This is a genomic window from Streptomyces sp. NBC_00466 (genome assembly GCF_041433995.1).
GTDB lineage: Bacteria > Actinomycetota > Actinomycetes > Streptomycetales > Streptomycetaceae > Streptomyces.
The window spans coordinates 4,212,938-4,232,882 of sequence record NZ_CP107896.1 but is presented as its reverse complement, the minus strand read 5'-3'; the positions used below and the strand labels follow the sequence as shown (position 1 = coordinate 4,232,882).

Sequence of the window (19,945 nt, the reverse complement as noted above, 5' to 3'; positions counted from 1 at the left end):
CCAGAAGTCACAGAACGGACCGCGCTGTCCGACGACACGCACACAGGATAGGTGTCCGGTTGTCCGGCTCGCCGGGGCGTCCACAGCCCTCTTGCCGCGAGGCTGCTCGCTGACATACTTACGAGGCCGTAGGTTACGGAACCGTAGCCGGGTATCAGCCGCATTCCTCACCCCACGGGGGACGTCCCTTATGACCATTGGTCCCGATCTGATCGATGACGCCCAGACCCCGACCGGACCCGTAGTCCCGCGCGCCACACTGGGCGGGGACAGTAAGGGTTCCGTCGAGCAGTTCGGTCTGCTGCTCTTCATCATCGTGCCGTTTCTCGCTCTGGTCGCGGCGGTGCCGCTGGCCTGGCGCTGGGGTGGTGTGAGCTGGCTCGATCTGGGTCTGCTCGTGGTGATGTACTACGTCGGCTGCCACGGCATCACGATCGGTTTCCACCGGTATTTCACGCATGGCTCGTTCAAGGCGAAGCGTCCGCTGCGGATCGTGCTGGCCATGATGGGTTCGCTGGCGGTCGAGGGGCCGCTGGTGCGCTGGGTGGCCGATCACCGCAAGCACCACAAGTTCTCCGACGCGGAGGGCGACCCGCACTCTCCCTGGCGGTACGGCGAGACCTTCTCGGCCCTGCTCAAGGGGTTGTGGTGGGCGCACATGGCCTGGATGTTCGACGAGGAGCAGACTCCGCAGCACAAGTACGCCCCGGATCTGGTCAAGGACCCGGCGATCCGCTGGATCTCGCGGAACTTCATCTACTGGACGGTTGTGTCGCTGGCGATTCCGCCGCTGGTGGGCGGTCTGGTGACGATGTCGTGGTGGGGCGCTTTCACGGCGTTCTTCTGGGGTTCGCTGGTCCGGGTGGCGCTGCTCCACCATGTGACCTGGTCGATCAACTCGATCTGCCATGCGGTGGGCCGGCGGCCGTTCAAGTCGCGTGACCGCTCGGGCAATGTGTGGTGGCTGGCGGTCCTGTCCTGCGGGGAGTCCTGGCACAACCTGCACCACGCGGACCCGACGTCCGCCCGGCACGGTGTCCTGCGGGGCCAGCTGGATTCCAGCGCGCGTCTGATCCGCTGGTGCGAGCAGCTGGGCTGGGCGACCGATGTGCGCTGGCCGTCCGCTTCGCGGATCGACGCACGGCGCAAGAGCGAGCTCACAGAGACGGCATGATGGCAGACGTGGCGATCGAAGGCAGCAGTACCAGCGGTGGCAAGAACCGCCCGCCGGCGGCCCGGCGTGCGCGCCGGGTCCGTATGACCGGGAAGGAACGCCGCGAGCAGCTGCTGGACATCGGCCGCACCCTCTTCGCCGAGAAGGGGTTCGAGGGCACGTCGGTGGAGGAGATCGCGGCGAAGGCCGGGGTCTCCAAGCCGGTGGTGTACGAGCACTTCGGCGGCAAGGAGGGCCTGTACGCGGTGGTGGTCGACCGGGAGATGCGTCAGCTGCTGGATCTGGTGACGGGTTCGCTGACGGCCGGCCATCCGCGTGAGCTGTGCGAGCAGGCGGCTTTCGCGCTGCTGGACTACATCGAGGAGTACACGGACGGTTTCCGCATCCTGGTGCGGGATTCGCCGGTGGCCCAGTCGACGGGTACGTTCGCGTCGCTGATCAGCGATATCGCCACCCAGGTGGAGGACATCCTGGGGCTGGAGTTCAAGGCGCGGGGCTTCGATCCGAAGCTGGCGCCGCTGTACGCGCAGGCGCTGGTCGGCATGGTGGCGCTGACGGGCCAGTGGTGGCTGGACGTCCGCAAGCCGCCGAAGGCGGAGGTGGCGGCGCATCTGGTGAACCTGGCGTGGCACGGCCTGGACGGCCTGGAGCCGAAGCCGCGGCTGATCGGGCACCGGAAGGGCTGAGGGCGCCTGGGCGCAGCCCGTGACCTCACCCGTTGTGATGACTCACGTGCTTCCGGGTCTCCGCCGTGGCGGCGCCGGTCGACAATTCCGCCTATGCCAGAGCCCATGACCACCGACGTGCTCGCCGGGCACCGCTTCCGTCGGCCCGTGCCGCTGTCCTCGGACGGATACACCGCGGACGATCTGTTCACGCTGCCCGGTCTCCCGCCGCATACCGAGCTGATCGACGGGAGTCTCGTCTTCGCGAGTCCACAGCGGGAATTCCACAGCACGATGACCGATCTGCTGCTTGTCGGCATGCGCAGCACAGTGCCCGGTCATCTGAAGGTCGTCCGCCAGATGACGGTCGTCCTGGACCGCCGCAATGGCCCCGAGCCCGATATCTCCGTCATCCGGGCCAGTGCCGTCACCGGACCGGAGCAGATCAGTTTCGAAGCCGCGGATGTGCTGCTCGCCGTCGAGGTCGTCTCCCCCGGCTCGGAGGCCCGCGACCGGGACACGAAGCCGCGCAAGTACGCGGCCGCCGGCATCGAGCACTTCTGGCTGGTCGAGATGACCGGTGAGAGCCGGCATCCGGTGGTGCGGGTGTATGAGCTCGATCCGGTGACCAAGGCGTACGCACTGACCGGTATCCACCACGACCAGCTCAAGGCCGGCGTTCCGTACGACCTGGGCATCGACATCACGACGGATGCTCTGACGCAGTTGTAGCCGCAAGGTTCGTCAGCAGTCGATGATGTTCACGGCGAGCCCGCCTCGCGCCGTCTCCTTGTACTTGATCTTCATGTCCGCGCCGGTCTCCTTCATGGTCTTGATGACCTTGTCCAGGGACACGTGGTGCCGGCCGTCGCCGCGCAGTGCCATCCGGGCGGCGGTGATCGCCTTGACCGCGGCCATTCCGTTGCGCTCGATGCAGGGGATCTGGACCAGCCCGCCCACCGGGTCGCAGGTCAGCCCCAGATTGTGTTCCATGCCGATCTCCGCGGCGTTCTCCACTTGCTCCGGGGAGCCGCCGAGTACCTCGGCCAGGGCTCCGGCGGCCATCGAACAGGCCGAGCCGACCTCGCCCTGGCAGCCCACCTCGGCCCCGGAGATCGAGGCGTTCTCCTTGAACAGCATTCCGATCGCCCCTGCGGCCAGCAGGAACCGCACGGTGCCGTCGTCGTCGGCGCCGGGCACGAAGGTCCGGTAGTAGTGCAGGACGGCCGGGATGATGCCGGCCGCGCCGTTGGTCGGGGCGGTCACCACCCGGCCGCCGGCGGCGTTCTCCTCGTTGACCGCCATCGCGTACAGGGTGACCCACTCCATGGCCCGGCCGGCCGCGTCGCCTTCGGCGTGCAGGGCGCGGGCGGCGGTGGCCGCACGGCGGCGGACCTTCAGCCCGCCGGGCAGGATGCCCTCGCGGGACAGACCGCGCGCCACGCAGGCCTGCATGACGCACCAGATCTCCAGCAGGCCGGTGCGGATCTCGTCCTCGGTTCGCCAGGCCTTCTCGTTCTCCAGCATCAGCGCGGAGATCGACAGCCCGGTCTCGCGGGAGCGGCGCAGCAGTTCGTCGCCGGTGTGGAAGGGGTGCTTGAGCACGGTGTCGTCGGGCTTGATGCGGTTTTCGCCGGCCGCGTTCTCGTCGACGACGAAGCCGCCGCCGACCGAGTAGTAGGTCTTCTCGACCAGCGGCAGCCCGCCGTGGTCGTAGGAGGACAGGGTCATGCCGTTGGCGTGGTACGGCAGGGAGCGGCGGCGGTGCAGCGTCAGCTGGGTGTCGGGATCGAAGGCGATCTCGTGGGCGTCGCCGAGGTCGGTGCCCAGCAGCCGCAGGCGCCGGCTGGTGCGGATCCGGATGATCTCGTCGTCGGCGCTGTCCACGTTCACGGTGTGCGGCTCATGGCCCTCCAGACCCAGCAGTACGGCCTTGGGTGTGCCGTGGCCGTGGCCGGTGGCGCCGAGCGAGCCGAACAGTTCCGCCCGCACCGTGGCCGTCTGCGCGAGCAGGCCGTCTTCCTTCAGCCGGCCGACGAACATCCGGGCGGCCCGCATCGGGCCCACCGTGTGTGAGCTGGACGGGCCGATGCCGATGGAGAAGAGATCGAAGACGGAGATGGGCATGGCGGAATCTCCCTTGAGATCTGCGTGGTGGGCGGAGTGAGGGGGAAGGGGGCGGCATGTGCGACGTGGGCCTGGGCTCTCGTGCGCGGCTTCGTCAGCGGTGTGTGTTCAGTCGTCCCGGTCCTGACGAGGCCTCCTGTCGCGTGCTTGCCGGTAGAGCCGTCCGGCCCGGTACGAGGAGCGCACCAGGGGGCCGGACATCACTCCGGCGAAGCCGATCTCCTCGGCTTCTTCCCTGAGCTCGGCGAACTCCTCGGGTCTGACCCACCGGTCCACCGGGTGGTGCCGTACGGAGGGCCGCAGGTACTGGGTGATGGTGATCAGGTCGCATCCGGCGTCGTGCAGGTCCCGCAGCGCGGTCGAGATCTCCTTCCGGGTCTCGCCCATGCCCAGGATCAGGTTCGACTTGGTGACCAGCCCGGACTCCCCTGCCGCGGTGAGCACACCGAGCGACCGGTCGTAGCGGAACGCCGGCCGGATCCGTTTGAAGATCCGTGGCACCGTCTCCACGTTGTGCGCCAGCACGTCCGGACGGGACTCGAACACCTGGGTAAGGAGTTCGGGGACACCGTTGAAGTCCGGGACCAGGTTCTCCACGCCGGTGTCCGGGTTCAGCGCGCGGATCCGGAGGACCGTCTCGGCGTACAGCCAGGCGCCCCCGTCGGGCAGGTCGTCGCGGGCCACCCCGGTGATGGTGGCGTACCTCAGCCCCATCGCGGCCACGGACTCCGCCACCCGGCGCGGCTCGTCCCGGTCCAGGGACTGGGGCTTGCCGGTGTCGATCTGACAGAAGTCGCAGCGCCGCGTGCACTGGTCGCCGCCGATGAGGAAGGTGGCCTCGCGGTCCTCCCAGCATTCGTAGATGTTGGGACAGCCCGCCTCCTGGCAGACCGTGTGCAGCCCTTCGGACTTCACCAGGGCCTGCATCTTCGTGTACTCGGGGCCCATCCTGGCGCGAGTCCTGATCCACTCGGGCTTGCGCTCGATGGGGGTGCGGCTGTTCCGCACCTCAAGACGCAGGAGCCTGCGGCCGTCGGGCGAAGCGGGAGAGCCGAGGTCCAGTACGGACATCTCAGGCTCCTCCGGTGAGGGCCGCGTACGCGGCGGCGTCCAGCAGGTCCGGTGAGCCGGTGATCCGCATCCGGAACAGCCAGCCCGCCCCGAAGGGCGCGGCGTTGACCTGGCCGGGGTCGGCGACCGCGCCTTCGTTGATCTCGACGACCTCGCCGTCGGCTGGGGCGTACAGGTCGCTCACCGACTTGGTCGACTCGATCTCTCCGCAGGAGTCGCCGGCCTTGAGCGTCGCACCGACGGCGGGCAGGTCGAGGTAGACGACGTCGCCGAGCGCGTCGGCGGCGTGGGCGGTGACTCCGATGGTCGACAGGTCGCCGTCGGTCGCGATCCACTCGTGATCGCTGGTGTACATGAGTTCGGTGGGCAGGCTCATGAGTGCTTCCTCCGGAAAGAGTCAGACGTTGGTGTGGTGGAAGGGCGGCCGGGTCCCGAGTCGAACGGTGTGGTGCGGAGGGTGAGTTCCCTGCCGTACAGCGGCAGGCCGGCCTCAAGACGCAGCCTGTCGCGGCAGGCCAGGCCGCACGGGACCAGGCCATGTGCCGCGCCCGCCGCGCTGACGGCCCGCCAGAGGGCCACCGCGCCATCGGGACGGCAGTAGATCTCCAAGCCGTCCTCTCCGATGCGGCCGGTGCGGGCGAGCAGCACGTCGTGGTCCGCTAGCCGTGCCGGTTCGATCGCGTAGGGCTTCAGCAACGGCACGTCGATGTCGGCCAGTTCGCTGACGATCGCAGGCGACTTCGGGCCCTGGACCGCGATCAGTGCCCAGTCGCCGGACGCGTCCCGGACCGTGGCGGCGTAGCCGTCGATCCGGTCACGCAGGCAGGAGAGCACGATCAGGGCGTTGGCGGCGTTGGCAACGACGAGGTATCGCTGCTCGGCCAGGCGGTGGACGAGGAGGTCGTCGAGTACTGAGCCGGTCTCGTGGACCAGCATGGAGTGGCGGGCGCTGCCGACGGCGGTCTTCGACGGCTCGCCGGCCAGGGCGTGGTCGATGGCCCGGCCCGCCTCGGGGCCGGACAGTTCGATCTCGCCCAGGTGGGTGAGGTCGAAGATTCCGGCGGTGGTCCGTACGGCGTGGTGCTCAGCCGGTCCGGAGGCGTAGCGCAGCGGCATGGACCAGCCGGCGAAGTCGGTGAACAGCGCACCGAGTTCGGTGTGGACGTCGTGCAGTGGTGACTTCTTGGACATGGTGTTCTCCCCTCGGGCCGTGACCGGTCAGATCGACTCGAACGACTCGGGGGGCGGGCAGGAACAGACCAGGTTCCGGTCGCCGTGGGCCTGGTCGATCCGGCCGACCGGCGGCCAGTACTTGTCCGGTGTGACGCCCGCCGGGAAGACGGCCCGCTCACGCGAGTAGGCGTGGGTCCACTGACCGGCGAGCGCGGCCGCGGTGTGCGGTGCCTGTCGCAGCGGGGACCCGTCAAGGGTCCAGACGCCCTGGTCGACCAGGGCGATCTCGGCGCGGATCGCGATCATCGCCTCGCAGAAGCGGTCAAGTTCCTGGAGGCTCTCGCTCTCCGTCGGCTCGACCATCAGCGTGCCGGCGACGGGGAAGCTCACCGTCGGCGCGTGGAAGCCGTAGTCGATGAGCCGCTTGGCGATGTCGTCGACCGTCACACCGGTCGCAGCGGTGAGCGGGCGTACGTCGAGGATGCACTCGTGCGCGACGAGGCCGGCTTCCCCGGTGTACAGGACGGGGAAGTGCTGCGCGAGCCGGCGGGCGATGTAGTTGGCACTGAGCACGGCTGTCCGCGTCGCCCTGGTCAGCCCTTCCCCGCCCATCATCCGGATGTAGGCCCACGGGATCGGCAGGATGCCGGCGCTGCCGAACGGTGCGGCGCTCACCGGTCCGGCCCCGTCGCGGCTCCCTGTGTCGGGGTGCAGCCGGTGGGTGGGCAGATACGGTGCGAGGTGCTCGGCCACGGCGACCGGGCCGACGCCCGGCCCGCCGCCGCCGTGCGGGATGCAGAACGTCTTGTGCAGGTTGAGGTGGGACACGTCGCCACCGAACTCACCGGGCTTGGCCACCCCGAGCAGCGCGTTGAGATTGGCGCCGTCCACGTACACCTGTCCGCCGTGCTCGTGCACCAGCTCGCACAGCCGGGTGATGCCCGCCTCGTAGACACCGTGCGTCGAGGGGTAGGTCACCATGATCGCGGCCAGGGCCTCGGCGTGCTCGGCGCACTTCGCCCTGAGGTCGTCGAGGTCGACCGTGCCGTCGGGCCGTGAGGCCACCACGACCACACGCATCCCGGCCATGACCGCGGAGGCGGCATTGGTGCCGTGTGCGCTTGCCGGTATCAGGCACACGTCGCGTCCGGTCCGACCGTTGCTCCGGTGGTACGCGCGGATCGCCAGCAGGCCCGCGAGTTCGCCCTGTGATCCGGCGTTCGGCTGGACGGAGACCCTGGCGTAACCGGTGACCTCGGCCAGCCATGTCTCAAGCTGCTCGATGAGGGTCAGGTACCCGGCCGCGTCGGCGACCGGCGCGAACGGGTGCAGGTCCGCGAACCCGGGCAGGCTGACCGGTTCCATCTCCGTGGTCGCGTTGAGTTTCATCGTGCAGGACCCGAGCGGGATCATGCCGCGGTCCAGCGCGAAGTCACGGCCGGAAAGCCTGCGCAGGTAGCGCAGCATCGCGGTCTCGGAACGGTGCTGATGGAAGACGAGATGGGTGAGGAAGGGTGAGGTACGGCGCAGCCCCGGCGGAATCGTCACCGGAGCGTCGGCCGCCGGCTCGTCCAGGTCGCCCCCGGACCGGCCGAAGGCTTCGAGTACGAGCCGGACGTGGTCCTCCGTCGTGACCTCGGAGCAGGAGACGCCGACGTGGTCGCCGTCCACCAGCCGCAGCCGCAGGCCCTTGCCGTGCGCGGCCGCGACGACCTCATCGGCGCGGCCATCGGCCCGCACCAGCAGGGTGTCGAAGATCGCGCGGTGCACCACCGTGGCCCCGGTCTTCCGCAGACCCGCGGCGATGAGTGCGGCGTGCCGGTGTGTTCGCCGGGCGATCTCGGTCAGACCTTCGGGGCCGTGGTGGACGGCGTACATCGATGCGACCACGGCCAGCAGCACCTGCGCCGTACAGATGTTGGAAGTCGCCTTGTCGCGCCGGATGTGCTGCTCGCGGGTCTGCAGGGCCAGGCGGTACGCCGGCCGGCCTGCGCTGTCCACGGACACGCCCACGAGCCGGCCGGGCATATGACGTTCCAGCCCTGCGCGGACTGCGATGTACCCGGCGTGCGGTCCGCCGTAGAACAGGGGTACACCGAAGCGCTGCGACGAACCCACGACGATGTCGGCGCCGAACTCACCCGGCGGCACGAGCAGGGTGAGCGCCAGCAGGTCGGCGGTCACGGTGACAAGTGCCCCGCGTGCCCGTGCCGCAGCGGTCACCCCGCGCAGGTCGCGGACCGCGCCCGAGCAGCCGGGGTAGGACAGCACCACCCCGAAGAAGTCCCCCTCGGGCAGCGGCTCGGCGACATCGATCTCGACGACCTCGGTGCCGACCGCGGCGGCACGCGTGCGCAGGACGCTGAGGGTCTGCGGGAGGGTGTCGCCGTCGACCAGGACGCGGGGGCGGCCGCCGCGTACGACGCGGCGCATGACGGTGACGGCCTCGGCGACGGCGGTGCCTTCGTCGAGCAGCGACGCGTTGGCGGTCGGCAGCCCGGTGAGGTCGCCGACCATGGTCTGGAAGTTGATCAGCGCCTCCAGCCGGCCCTGGCTGATCTCCGGCTGGTACGGCGTGTAGGCGGTGTACCACGCCGGGTCCTCCAGCACATTGCGCCGGATCACCGCAGGCGTGGTGGTCGCGTGGTAGCCGAGGCCGATCATCGGCACGGCCACGGTATTCCTGCCGGCGAGTTCATGCAGTTCGGCGCGTGCCTCCGCCTCGGTGGCGGCGGCGGGCAGGTTCAGTTCGGCGGTGCTGCGGATGCCACTCGGAACGGCAGCGTCCATGAGGCCGGCCGACGTCGGGTAGCCGACTTCGGCCAGCATCTTGGCCTGGTCTGTTTCGCTGACACCGATGTGACGGGTGGCGAACTCTCCGGACGCGGAGTGTCCAGGTGAGGTCATGGCGGGAGGCTCCCTCATGAGGGCACCGCGGAAACGGCGCCATGGATGGGTGACCTCCCCGCTCTGTCATCGGTACCTGAGAGCTTCACCACCGGGTCCGGCGGTTTGCACCGTGGGCGCAGGACACGAGGTCCTGACTTTCCAGAGTTGCCTCGCCGGAGCGGTAGTTGGGCCTGAGAGATTCTGGGGAAGGTTGCTCCTTCGGCGCCTCGCCAAGGATGGGCGAGGGCTCTCCCGCTTCGGTTCGAACGGCACGATGTTGAGTTGTCGGGCCCGACCGAAAGGCCAGGTGAAGTGAGGTGTGGTGCAGTGCGGCCCACGGACGCGAGCACCGGGCCGACGACGGCATTTTCGTTACTTCTCACGTGCCGGACGGTCCCGGGACCTCCGCCGCGCCTCTGCGGCCACGCACTGTGGGCGAGACGCCTGAGCGTCTGATTCTCCGGACTCCGCCGGAGAGTTGTCGGCGGAGGGCCGGATCTCGCGAGGAACATACGAGCCCGGAACGGCGGCCGTCAAGTGCCCGCCGTTCCGGGCTCATCGGCGATCCCCGGGCCTGTCATCGCTCTCCCGGGCGCGATGTGCGGTCCTGCCGGGTGCCTTCCCGTCCGGCGGCGCCCGGCAGCATCGAACGCGCTTGCAGGGCAAGCCACAGCTCGGCGATGTCCCTGGTGCGGTCGAGGTTGAGCCCGGTGATGTCCTCGACCTTGCGGATCCGGTACAGCACGGTCTGCCGGTGCACATGCAGGGCGTTCGCCGTCTTCTGCCAGGAGCGCTGATGGTCGAAGAAGCTCTGCAGGGTGGGCAGGAGCTCGCCCCGGTGCTTGGACTCATGCTCCAGGAGCCGCCCGAGCACCCGGTCGACGAGAGCCATCGCGTCGTCGATGCCCGAAACGCCGAGGAACGGCGTGGCTTCCCCGTAGCGGAAGGTGTGCGTCTTGTTGTGCTCGGCCGACTGGTTTGCCCAGCGTGCTTCCCGTGCCGCCTCGGGGATGCGGTCCATGGTCTTGACCGGGCTGCTCACTCCCACCGCCGCGGAGGGACCGGCGTTGGCATGGATGATGCGCAGCACCCTCTCCTTGTCGTGCGCCAGCAGGTAGAGAGCCCCGGAGTGGTGCACGACCAGATGCGGAACCCCGTTGCGCCACAGCCCGACGTGCAGTTCACGCAGCCGGGCGCTGTCGTCGGAAGAGACCGCGTACAGGACCGCGGACGACGGATCGATCCCGGCTTCGAGGAGTTGGCTGCGGCCGCCTCTGGGTTCGGCGCTGCCGTCCATGAGCCGGGCCAGGAACTCCGCGCCTTGTCGGCGGCGGTGCTCCAGGTCCACCAGTGCCTGGGACATCTCGAGGGCGATCACGGTCGCGGCGTGCTGCATGAGGATGGCGTCGAGCACGCTGTGCCCGTCGGAGACCAGGACGAGCACGGCGCCGGGCTGGGTGGGGATGTCCGCCAGCCGCATCTCCCGGCCGTCACTCAGATACGTGACGAACGCACCGGCGCTGACCTGCCGGGACCCGAGGTGGGCCTGCGACAGGGCCTGGCGAAGTCTCTCGTCGAGTCCGGCGCTGTCGGGAAACCACGGTTCGGCGGACTCGCGGTGGCACACGTGCAGCGCACAGCCCAGCTGCTGCGACAGTGCGGTGGTCAGCTTGGACGGCTTGTGCTTCTCGGTCACCGAACGTTGCAGTGTGTAATATATTCGCTCGGTCCGAATCAGCCGGTCCGACTGTTCCAGCAGGTTGGCCGCCGCCACCGCGCGCGAGATCGCGATGAACGGCATCGGGTAGTCCACCAGGAGCACCGGAAGCGAAAGCGACTCGCTGACCTCGGTGAACCGTGCGGTGAGCGGTGGGCAGTACATCTTCTCGCCGATAGCGAGAGCGCCGGCGCCCGCGTCCATGAGCCGCCGCAGGAGTTCCTCCTGCTCGTGGGCCGACTCCGGGAACGACATGCCGTTGGTCATCAGCAGCTCTCCGCCGGTCAGCCACTGCCACGGCTCAGGCAGGTCGGAGGTGTGCGTCCAGCTGACCTCCCGTTGCAGCCCGTCCCGGCCGGACAGGAGACGGAGCCGCAGGTGCGGCATCTCCAGTAGTTCTGCAACCGTGATCGTCATGCCAGGACGGTAGTTCACACACCGATCGTTATCACCTATTTGTACAGAACTGGCAGGCGCGGCCGGCGGAGAAAATTGTGCGTCTGCACAAATTCGATGTCGTCGCTTTGACGGATTGAGTACAGCTCGTGAGAGCGGAGGCGCGCACCATCGTGGGCAAGACCTCACCGGCCGGATGGGGTCAGCACCTGCAGAAAGGTTTCTCCCATGCCTTCGGCTCTGCGCACCACGAACGGGCGTCTGGTTCGTCCCTCGCCGGACGCTCCGGCGCTGGTTCCCGCGGAACTGCTTTCACCCAGGAAGCACTTCATCAACGGTGTCCCCACCTCGGGGGCAAGTGTCGACGCCATCCCTGTGTACAACCCCGCCACCGGTCGCCCGATCAGCCAAGTCCTCCGGGGCACCGCTGAGGACGTCGACGCCGCCGTGCGAGCCGCCCAGGCCGCCTTCCGGGCCTGGCGGACTCTGACTCCCAAGGACCGCGCGGGCCTGCTGCTCAAGGCCGCTTCGGTGATGGAGACGCACCGCGATGAGCTCGCTGCCCTTGAATCGGTGAACACCGGCAAGCCGCTGTGGCTCGCGCTTGAGGACGTCGACGCGTCGATCGACACCGTGCAGTTCATGGCGGGCGCCGTCCGTGCGCAGCTCAGCCTCGGTGCCGGTGAGTACGCCGAGGGCCGGACCTCGATGATTGTCCGCGAGCCGGTCGGCGTGGTCGCCGCCATCACACCGTGGAACTACCCGTTGCTGACCGGCCTCTGGAAGATCGCGCCGATCCTGGCGGCCGGCAACACCTGCGTGCTCAAGCCGTCCGAGGCCACGCCCCTGACCTCTCTCCGTCTCGCCGAACTCCTCGCTGACGTACTCCCTCCGGGAGTGCTCAACATCGTCACGGGCGAAGGGGCGGTCGTGGGCGAGGCGCTGGCCAGGCACCCCCAGGTCGCGATGATCTCGGTCACCGGCTCGGTGGGCAGCGGTCAGGCCGTCGCACGGGCCGCTTCCGACTCGCTGAAGCGGGTGCACCTGGAGCTCGGTGGCAAGGCCGCGGTCGTGGTCTTCCCCGACGCCGACATCGCGGCGGTGGCCGAGACCCTGCGCTTCGCCGGTTTCGGCAACACGGGCCAGGACTGTGGCGCCGCCTGCCGCGTTCTGGTCCATGAGTCGGTGGCGGCCGACTTCGTCGACGCGCTCGTCGAACGGGTCGGGACGCTCGTGGTGGGTGACCCCGCTGCCGGTGACGAGGTGGAAATGGGGCCCCTCGTCTCCGAGGCGCACCACCGGACCGTTCTCGGCTTCTTGGAGCGCGCGATCGCGGAAGGCGCACGTCCGGCGATAGGCGGCCATGCCCCGGAGGGGCCGGGCTGGTTCATCCCCCCGACGGTTCTCGTGGACGTGCCGGCCGGCGCCGAGTGCACCAGGGAGGAGATCTTCGGTCCCGTCGTCACCGTCGAGACGTTCACCGATGAGCAGGCCGCGGTCACTGCGGCCAATGCGACGCCGTACGGCCTGTCGGCATCGGTGTGGACGGAGAACGCGCGACGCGCCGCCGACCTGCCGCGGCAGCTCGACTTCGGCACGGTGTGGGTCAACGACCATCTGACGTTCGCGACCGAGATGCCCTGGGGCGGCTTCAAGGCGTCGGGCTACGGCCGCGACCTGTCGGCTTACGCACTGGACGACTACTCCCGCACCAAGCACGTGATGGTGAACCGGTCCCGCCCACAAGCCCCGGCGGCCGATGGACGCGAAGGGGCCGACGCACGATGAGCGGCACCCGCACCGGACTCAAGCGCGGAATCGTCTGGCAGAACTGGGGAGAGAACCAGGTCTTCAGCCCGGCCCAGTACGCCGAGCCTTCGAGCGAGGCCGAGCTGCTGACCGTCGTGCGCCGGGCGATCGCCGAGGGGCTCAGCATCCGTGTCGCCGGCACCGGGCACTCGAGTACACCGCTGGTGCAGACCGGCGGCCTGCTGCTGAGCCTCAAGAACCTCTCCGGCGTGACCGGCACCGATGTGACCCGGCGGCGGGCCCGCGCCTTGGCCGGTACTCCGATCAGCGCCTTCGGCGACGCGCTCTGGGAGGCCGGCCTTGCGCTGTCCAACCAGGGGGACATCGACAAGCAGACCATCGCCGGTGCGATCGCCACGGGCACCCACGGCTCGGGAACCGCTCTCGCGAGTTTCTCGGGAGCGGTCCGCTACATCCGGCTCATCGACGGAAACGGCGATGTGGTGGAGATCGGTGAGGACGACCTCGACGTGCTCCGCGCCGCACAGGTGTCGTTGGGATCGCTGGGTGTCGTCATCGAGGTGGAGCTCGAAGTCTCGCCCAGGTACCACCTGCGCGAGACGATCACCTATCCGCACGTCGACGAGCTGATCAGCGGCTGGGACGTCAACCCTGACGCCCACCGGCACTTCTCGTTCCTGTGGTGTCCGACGGACGGCGGAGCCGAGCTCTTCGAGCTGCCCACGCCGGCCGGCCGGCCGATGGCGGACCGCGCGTACACCAAGGTGTACGACCTCGCGGAGATCCGTGAGCCGGAGGGCGTCGACACCGCCGAGGGCCACCGTACCGACCGGTCCTACCGGATATACCCCGACGGCTTCGGGCGCATCTTCAACGAGCTCGAGTACTTCGTGCCGCGTGAGCAGGGGCTGGACGCCTTCCGCGAGATCCGCGAACTGATCCGCCGCAAGTACCCCGACGAGACCTACCCCGTCGAGGTGCGCTGGGTGGCCGCCGACGATGCCTATCTCTCACAGCAGTACAAGCGGGACAACACGGTGATCACCATCACCGTCACGGCCGGCACCGACTACTGGGGATACCTCTCCGACGTCGATGCCGTCCTGCAGCCGTACAACGCCCGCCCCCACTGGGGAAAGCTGCATTTCACGACGCGCGCCCGTATGGAGCAGATGTTTCCCGAGCTCGACAGATTCATCGGTATCCGCAAGCAGTTCGACCCCAGGGGTCTCTTTCTCAACGATCACCTGCGCCCGCTGCTCGGGTGATCCGCACCGCGCGCACCCAGGGGCTCCCGGTCGCGGCACACCTCGACGGCCGCTCCTCACACCAGTTTTCGGCAGGTGCGCCGGCAGGTCATGGACCTTGCTTCGGAAGGACAGAGCAATGAGTGAGCCATCGCAACCTCACCACGACTCGGCGAAGACCATTGAGTCAGCAACCATCCAGCCGATCCCTGACAGCGAGCGCCACGGCACGAACCGCGACCTGTTCACGATCTGGTTCGGATCGAACATCATGGTGCTCTCCATCGTCACCGGTGGCCTGTCGACCACGCTCTTCGGCCAGCCGCTCTGGGCCGCGGTGCTGGGTGTCGTCGCCGGGAACCTGATCGGCGCGGTCTTCATGGCGCTGCACTCCGCGCAGGGCCCGACCCTCGGCATCCCGCAGATGGTGCAGACGCGGGGCCAGTTCGGCTCCTACGGGTCCGTGCTGATCATCCTGGTCGTCATTGTGATGTACATCGGCTGGTTCGTCGCGAACCTGGTGTTCGGCGGGCAGTCCCTGGCGACCATCACACCGGTCAGCACCCAGGGCGGCATCACCATCATCGCGGTGGTGAGCCTGGCCGCGACGATCTACGGCTACCGGCTCATCCACGCCTACACCCGGATCATGACCTACCTTTCGGGAGCCATGCTGGCGCTCGCTCTCGTGTGGGTCCTGTTCGTGCACCCGCTGCCCCACGGCTTCTTCGGTACCGGCGGAGCCACGCTCGCGGGGTTCATGGGCACGGTGTCGGCAGCCGCCGTGTGGCAGATCGCCTACGCGCCGTATGTCTCGGACTACTCGCGCTACATGCCGGCCGGCACCGGCGCGAAGCCGGCTTTCTGGATGAGTTACTGGGGCAGCACGATCGGCTCCATTCTGCCGATGCTGCTCGGTGCCTCCGTCGGCCTTGCTCTGCCTGGTTCGGATGTGATCGCGGGTCTCACGAAGCTCACCGGAGTCTTCGCCGTTCCGGTCGTGGTCGTCTTCACGGTGGGGATCGCGGCGACCAACGCCATGAATCTCTACTGCAGCACCCTGTCGGCCATCACCGTCGCGCAGACCTTCTTTCCCCGCTGGTCCGCCCGGGCCCGCGAGCGCGCCGTGGTGGCCGCGTTGCTCTGCGGCATCGCGCTGACCATCGCCCTCCTCGGTGAGAAGGGCTTCCTGGCGAGCTACAACAACTTCATCGTCCTGCTGCTCAGCGCCCTGGTCCCGTGGACCGCCGTGAACCTCGTCGACTACTACCTGGTGCGCCATGGCGACTACGTGGTCGAGGACTTCTTCAAGGCCGACGGTGGCCGCTACGGCCGGGTCAACTGGCCGGCGGTCCTGTGCTACCTCGTCGGGGCCGCGGTGCAGGTGCCGTTCCTCGTCACGACCCTGTACACCGGCACGCTCGGCGCGAAGCTCGGCGGTGTCGACATCTCGTGGTTCGTCGGCCTGGTCGTCACGTCACCGGTCTACTACCTCGTGATGAAGCGGTACCAGGCCAGGAAATCCGCGGCGGAGGAGCCTCCCGCCTTCGACACGGACGTAGAACTGGCGGCCCTGGACTAGCGCGACCCGCAGCAGCCACCCACCCCTTCCACCGGCATGACAGGAGAAGACAGCATGACCGACTTCACCCCCATGGGCGCGCTCGACGCCACGCAGGTGCCCCGGTTCGCGGGTCGCGGAACTTTCGCCCGCGTCCCGGAGATCAGGGATGTTTCCGACTACGACATCGCTCTGCTGGGCGTCCCGTTCGACGGCGGTACGTCATACCGTCCCGGTGCCCGCTTCGGTCCGATGGGGATCCGTCAGGCGTCACGGCATCTCCGGCCGCGGTTCCACGTCGACCTCGATGTCGCCCCCCTGGAGCAGGTCCAGGTCGTCGACGCGGGTGACGTGCCGTGCACCCCGTACGACACCACCTCCGCCCTCCGCTCGATCGAGGGCTTCGCCCGTGACGTCGCCGGGAACAGGAACCGGCGCATCGTGGCGCTCGGCGGGGACCATACGGTGGCTCTGCCGCTGCTCCGGGCCGCCCACAAGCAGCACGGACCGATCGCCCTGGTCCACTTCGACGCACACCTCGACACGTGGGACACCTATTTCGACGCGCCCACGACGCACGGCACGGTGTTCCGTCGCGCCGCCGAGGAGGGCCTGCTCGCCCAGGACAAGTCGATCCACCTCGGCATCCGCGGGCCCATCTACGACCGGCTCGACCTCGTCGAGGACGCCAAGCTCGGATTCCGGGTGATCCGCGCCGGTGATCTGGACGTGCTCGGCATCGACGGAGCGGCGGAAGCGGTGCGCCGCCGGGTGGGCGATACGCCGGTCTACGTTTCGGTCGACATAGACGTGCTCGACCCCGCGTTCGCGCCGGGCACGGGCACACCGGAGATGGGTGGCTTCACCGGCCGCGAACTGCTGCACCTCCTGCGTCGGTTGCAGGGACTGAACATGATCGGAGGCGACGTGGTCGAGACCGCACCGGCGTACGACCACGCCGAGATCACCTGTCTGGCGGCCGCCACGGTGGCCTTCGATCTGGTGACCCTCATGTCGAAGACCCCTGTCGGTCCCACGCCGGGCCGCACGGGCCAGTGAGCGTCGCAGGTCGCTGAGTTGCCCGGCCGGCCGGGCGCCCGGACCCGGGCCGGCCGGGTCAGCCCACCGGCGGGGCGACGTCATTGCGGGGAAGGCACTGCCGAACCGAATAACGACCTACGAGACGGATTCCCTTCGCCGGCATTGTCCGGATCAGGTGATTAGGGGTTGCCTTCCGGTCGTCATCGTCATGACCTTCCGGCCTCTCAGCCCGACCGTCGATGTCGGCAGCGGCGGAACTCTCGCTCCGCCGAAGTCGGCTACGGCGGTTGAACTCCCTCACACATCTCGTAGGCCTATATTCAGGCTAACACTACCGAGTCAGGACAAAAGGGCCGCGACCACGACCCCCATCCGCCGCGCTCGCCAGCGCTGGCCATGGAGTGCTGCGGCGGCCTGCCGGGCGAAACGCGTGCCAGGTCAGCCCACCGGCTCCAGGAACTCGATGCGGTTTCCGGCCGGGTCCCAGGAGTAGAAGCGGCGGTGGCCGGGGAGGTCGCCGTCCCAGACCACTTTCGCGCCACGGGATTCCAGCAGTCGCCCGTACGCCTCGATGCCGGTCACGCGCAGCGCCGGGTGGGCTTTCGCCGAGGGGTGGTGGCCCTCTTCCATGCCGAGGTGCAGCTGGACCGGGCCCGACTGGAACCAGCAGCCTCCCCGGGCGGCGAGCACCGGGGGCTTGGGGATCTCCGTCATGCCGAGCACCCCCGTGTAGTACGCGCGGAGTTCGTCCTCCGTGCCGGGCGGGGCGGCGAGCTGGACGTGGTCGACGGCGGTGATCATCGATTCCTCCTGCGGGCAGCGGCGTCGGTCACCGGATCTCCTTGCGGGCCACGGCGAAGATGCGGCGGAACGGGAAGACCGTGCCGTGCGGGCCCGGTGGGTATGCCGCGCGGAGCAGGTCGCGGTATTCGGTGAGGAAGGCGGCTGCCGCCTCCTCGTCGTCGGCGAGTGCGGTGAGGACCGGGCGCAGGGCGGTGCCCTTGACCCAGTCGAGTACCGGGTCGTCGCCAGTGAGGAGCTGGAGGTAGGTGGTCTCCCAGACGTCTGTGGTGCAGCCGAGGCCGGTGAGGCGGGAGAGGTATCCGGCGGGCTCCAGGACGGCTCCGGCCCGGTCGCCGACGCCGGAGAGCCGGGACTTCCAGCGCGGGGATTCGCGCAGTGCGGCGAGGAGGGTGTGGCTGGGGGCGGTGAAGTTGCCGGGCACCTGGAAGGCGAAGGTTCCGCCGGGGGCGAGGGCGTCCAGCCAGTCGGGGAAGCGGTCCGTGTGGCCGGGGACCCACTGGAGCAGGGCGTTGGAGACGAGCAGGTCGTACGGGACCGCGGGGGTCCAGGTGGTGGCGTCGGCGTGGGCGAAGCCGAGCCGGGGGCCCGCGTATTGCTGGGCCTGAGCCAGCATCTGCGGGGAGTTGTCGAAGCCGGTGATCCGGGCGTTCGGCCAGCGGTCGGCGAGCAGGGCGGTGACGTTTCCGGCGCCGCAGCCGAGGTCGGCGATGGTGGCCGGGGTGCCGGGGACGCGGTTCAGGAGGTCGCGGAAGGGGCGGGTGCGATGGTCCGCGTGGCGCAGGTACTGCTGCGGATCCCAGGTGGGTGCGGTCATGGAATCAGCATTCCCCCGAAAGTCTCTCGATGTCAAGATAGTTCTTATCGAGATAGTTGCCGCCGAGATAGTTGCCGCCGAGATAGTTGATACCAAGAGACTTCATGTCGACAGACCCTCTACACTGATCCACATGGAGGATGAGGTCGACCGGCTGGTAGCTGCATGGCGCCGCGAGCGCCCCGACCTCGACGTGGAACCGCTTGAGGTCCTGAGCCGGGTGTCCAGACTGGCGCGCCATCTCGACCGGGCCCGTCGGCTCGCGTTCTCCGAGCACAACCTGGAGCCGTGGGAGTTCGACGTCCTGACGTCGCTGCGCCGCGCGGGCGACCCGTACCAGCTCTCCCCCGGGCAGCTGCTGACCCAGACCCTCGTCACGTCGGGCACCATGACCAACCGCATCGACCGGCTCGCCACCAAGGGACTCGTCGAGCGGCTGCCCGACCCCAGCGACCGGCGCGGGGTACTGGTCCGGCTCACCGCCGAGGGGCGCGACCGGGCCGATCAGGCGCTGGCCGGGCTGCTCGCCCAGGAGCGCGCTCTGCTCGCCGAGCTCTCACGCACCCAGCGGGGTGAACTCGCCAGTCTGCTACGCCAGTTGACCGCCCCGTTCGACAACATCCCCGGTTAGGTCGGCGGGCCCCACCCCCGCGCGTCTCGCCAGGGCGACCGCGGCCAGCGTGGAGTGCACACCGAGCTTCCCCAGCACGTTCTGCATATGCGTACGGACGGTGTGCGGGGAGAGGAAGAGCCGCTCCGCCACCGCCTTGCGCCCCAGGCCCGCGACCATGCACCGCAGCACCTCGCGCTCCCTGGGCGTCAGCGCCTCGACCAGCAGCTCGCTCTCGGAGCGGTCCCGGTGGGCCGTGGTCAGCTCCCGCAGGACGCCGGTGAGCAGGGCGGGCGGCAGATACGTCTCGTCCCGCAGGACACCCCGGATCACCGCCAGCAGGCGCTGGAGCGAGCTGTCCTTGGCGACCCACCCCGACGCCCCGGCCCGCAGGGCCAGCGCGGCCCGGCGCGAGTCGTCCCGCGCCGCGAGTACGACGGTGCGGAGCGCGGGCCGGGCCGCGCGCACCGCGGCGGCCAGCGAGATGCCGTCCGCCGGGGCGCTCTCCCCGTCGGCGGGGACGGCGGCCGGGCGGGCGCCCCACCCCGCGGCGACGCCGAGGTCGGCGTCGACCAGCAGCACATGGAATGGGCGCCCGTCCGCCGAGGCCCGGTCCAGGCAGTGCAGCGCGGCCGGTCCGCTGCCCGCGGCGGTGACCTCCACGTCGGGTTCGGCGGCGAGGGCCGCGGCGAGCGACTCGGCGAAGATGCGGTGGTCGTCGACGACGAGAACACGGATATGACCCATATGCCCCACTGGAACCCCCACGCCCACGCACCGGTCCCCACCGGAGACTGTGATTCAGCGTACGGGCGCGCACCGGGCTCGTCCGGTGATTGGGGAACACCGGCGATGGGCGGACAGGAGTGCTATGCGGTCACCGGTG

At 69.2% G+C, this 19,945-nt stretch carries 17 protein-coding genes and 1 riboswitch; of the genes, 8 read left to right on the top strand and 9 right to left on the bottom strand.

Features of this window, described 5'->3' with window-relative positions; translation table 11 throughout:
- Positions 1–190: 190 nt before the first annotated feature.
- The 3 genes from OG210_RS19010 (at position 191) to OG210_RS19000 (ending at position 2,571) form a co-directional block, all read left to right on the top strand.
- Entirely contained in the window at positions 191–1,174 is a 984-nt protein-coding gene (locus OG210_RS19010; RefSeq protein ID WP_328327386.1) for a fatty acid desaturase, read from the top strand.
- Positions 1,171–1,860: a TetR/AcrR family transcriptional regulator gene (locus OG210_RS19005; RefSeq protein WP_328327388.1), complete on the top strand. Its 690-nt coding sequence runs from the start codon at positions 1,171–1,173 to the stop codon at positions 1,858–1,860. The genes OG210_RS19010 and OG210_RS19005 overlap by 4 nt, the downstream gene beginning before the upstream one ends.
- Positions 1,861–1,965: 105 nt before the next feature.
- Positions 1,966–2,571: a Uma2 family endonuclease gene (locus OG210_RS19000; protein ID WP_371540366.1), complete on the top strand. Its 606-nt coding sequence runs from the start codon at positions 1,966–1,968 to the stop codon at positions 2,569–2,571.
- A gap of 12 nt (positions 2,572–2,583) precedes the next feature.
- Here the strand turns inward: OG210_RS19000 and OG210_RS18995 are convergent, their stop codons facing one another.
- The 6 genes from OG210_RS18995 to OG210_RS18970 all read right to left on the bottom strand — a co-directional run bounded on the left by OG210_RS18995 (position 2,584) and on the right by OG210_RS18970 (position 11,233).
- Positions 2,584–3,966, bottom strand: a complete 1,383-nt coding sequence (locus OG210_RS18995; RefSeq protein ID WP_328327392.1) for an L-serine ammonia-lyase — start codon at positions 3,964–3,966, stop codon at positions 2,584–2,586.
- 108 nt (positions 3,967–4,074) lie between these two features.
- Positions 4,075–5,037, bottom strand: a complete 963-nt coding sequence (lipA, locus tag OG210_RS18990; protein ID WP_328327394.1) for a lipoyl synthase — start codon at positions 5,035–5,037, stop codon at positions 4,075–4,077.
- Position 5,038: 1 nt separating this feature from the next.
- Positions 5,039–5,413, bottom strand: a complete 375-nt coding sequence (gcvH, locus tag OG210_RS18985) for a glycine cleavage system protein GcvH (protein ID WP_328327396.1) — start codon at positions 5,411–5,413, stop codon at positions 5,039–5,041.
- Complete coding sequence (locus OG210_RS18980) at positions 5,410–6,228, bottom strand: hypothetical protein (RefSeq protein ID WP_371537819.1); 819 nt, start codon at positions 6,226–6,228, stop codon at positions 5,410–5,412. Before OG210_RS18980 ends, gcvH begins: the two co-directional genes overlap by 4 nt.
- Before the next feature lie 27 nt (positions 6,229–6,255).
- Entirely contained in the window at positions 6,256–9,117 is a 2,862-nt protein-coding gene (gene gcvP, locus OG210_RS18975) for an aminomethyl-transferring glycine dehydrogenase (RefSeq protein ID WP_328327400.1), read from the bottom strand.
- Between the two features lie 151 nt (positions 9,118–9,268).
- Positions 9,269–9,364: riboswitch (glycine riboswitch) on the bottom strand.
- Positions 9,365–9,676: 312 nt separating this feature from the next.
- The gene (locus OG210_RS18970) at positions 9,677–11,233 is read right to left on the bottom strand and encodes a PucR family transcriptional regulator ligand-binding domain-containing protein (protein ID WP_328327402.1); all 1,557 of its coding nucleotides are present in this window, start codon (positions 11,231–11,233) and stop codon (positions 9,677–9,679) included.
- A gap of 207 nt (positions 11,234–11,440) precedes the next feature.
- Here OG210_RS18970 and OG210_RS18965 point away from each other — a divergent pair, with 207 nt between their 5' ends.
- From OG210_RS18965 to speB, 4 genes are all read left to right on the top strand, one after another.
- The gene (locus tag OG210_RS18965) at positions 11,441–13,000 is read left to right on the top strand and encodes an aldehyde dehydrogenase family protein (protein ID WP_328327404.1); all 1,560 of its coding nucleotides are present in this window, start codon (positions 11,441–11,443) and stop codon (positions 12,998–13,000) included.
- The gene (locus tag OG210_RS18960; RefSeq protein ID WP_328327407.1) at positions 12,997–14,250 is read left to right on the top strand and encodes a D-arabinono-1,4-lactone oxidase; all 1,254 of its coding nucleotides are present in this window, start codon (positions 12,997–12,999) and stop codon (positions 14,248–14,250) included. Before OG210_RS18965 ends, OG210_RS18960 begins: the two co-directional genes overlap by 4 nt.
- A 118-nt stretch (positions 14,251–14,368) precedes the next feature.
- Positions 14,369–15,811 (top strand): cytosine permease, encoded by a 1,443-nt coding sequence (locus OG210_RS18955; RefSeq protein ID WP_328327409.1) that lies wholly within the window; start codon positions 14,369–14,371, stop codon positions 15,809–15,811.
- 54 nt (positions 15,812–15,865) lie between these two features.
- Positions 15,866–16,849, top strand: a complete 984-nt coding sequence (speB, locus tag OG210_RS18950; protein WP_328327411.1) for an agmatinase — start codon at positions 15,866–15,868, stop codon at positions 16,847–16,849.
- A 420-nt stretch (positions 16,850–17,269) separates the two neighbouring features.
- Here the strand turns inward: speB and OG210_RS18945 are convergent, their stop codons facing one another.
- Together OG210_RS18945 and OG210_RS18940 are read right to left on the bottom strand one after the other, a co-directional pair.
- Complete coding sequence (locus tag OG210_RS18945) at positions 17,270–17,632, bottom strand: glyoxalase (RefSeq protein WP_328327414.1); 363 nt, start codon at positions 17,630–17,632, stop codon at positions 17,270–17,272.
- A 28-nt stretch (positions 17,633–17,660) separates the two neighbouring features.
- Positions 17,661–18,449, bottom strand: coding sequence for a trans-aconitate 2-methyltransferase (locus OG210_RS18940; protein WP_328327416.1), 789 nt, complete (start codon positions 18,447–18,449; stop codon positions 17,661–17,663).
- A gap of 133 nt (positions 18,450–18,582) precedes the next feature.
- Between OG210_RS18940 and OG210_RS18935 the strand changes: the two genes are divergently transcribed.
- The gene (locus tag OG210_RS18935) at positions 18,583–19,080 is read left to right on the top strand and encodes a MarR family transcriptional regulator (RefSeq protein ID WP_328327418.1); all 498 of its coding nucleotides are present in this window, start codon (positions 18,583–18,585) and stop codon (positions 19,078–19,080) included.
- Here the strand turns inward: OG210_RS18935 and OG210_RS18930 are convergent.
- Positions 19,039–19,806 (bottom strand): response regulator transcription factor, encoded by a 768-nt coding sequence (locus OG210_RS18930; RefSeq protein ID WP_328327420.1) that lies wholly within the window; start codon positions 19,804–19,806, stop codon positions 19,039–19,041. The two genes, OG210_RS18935 and OG210_RS18930, sit on opposite strands and share 42 nt — an antisense overlap.
- Positions 19,807–19,945: the final 139 nt, after the last annotated feature.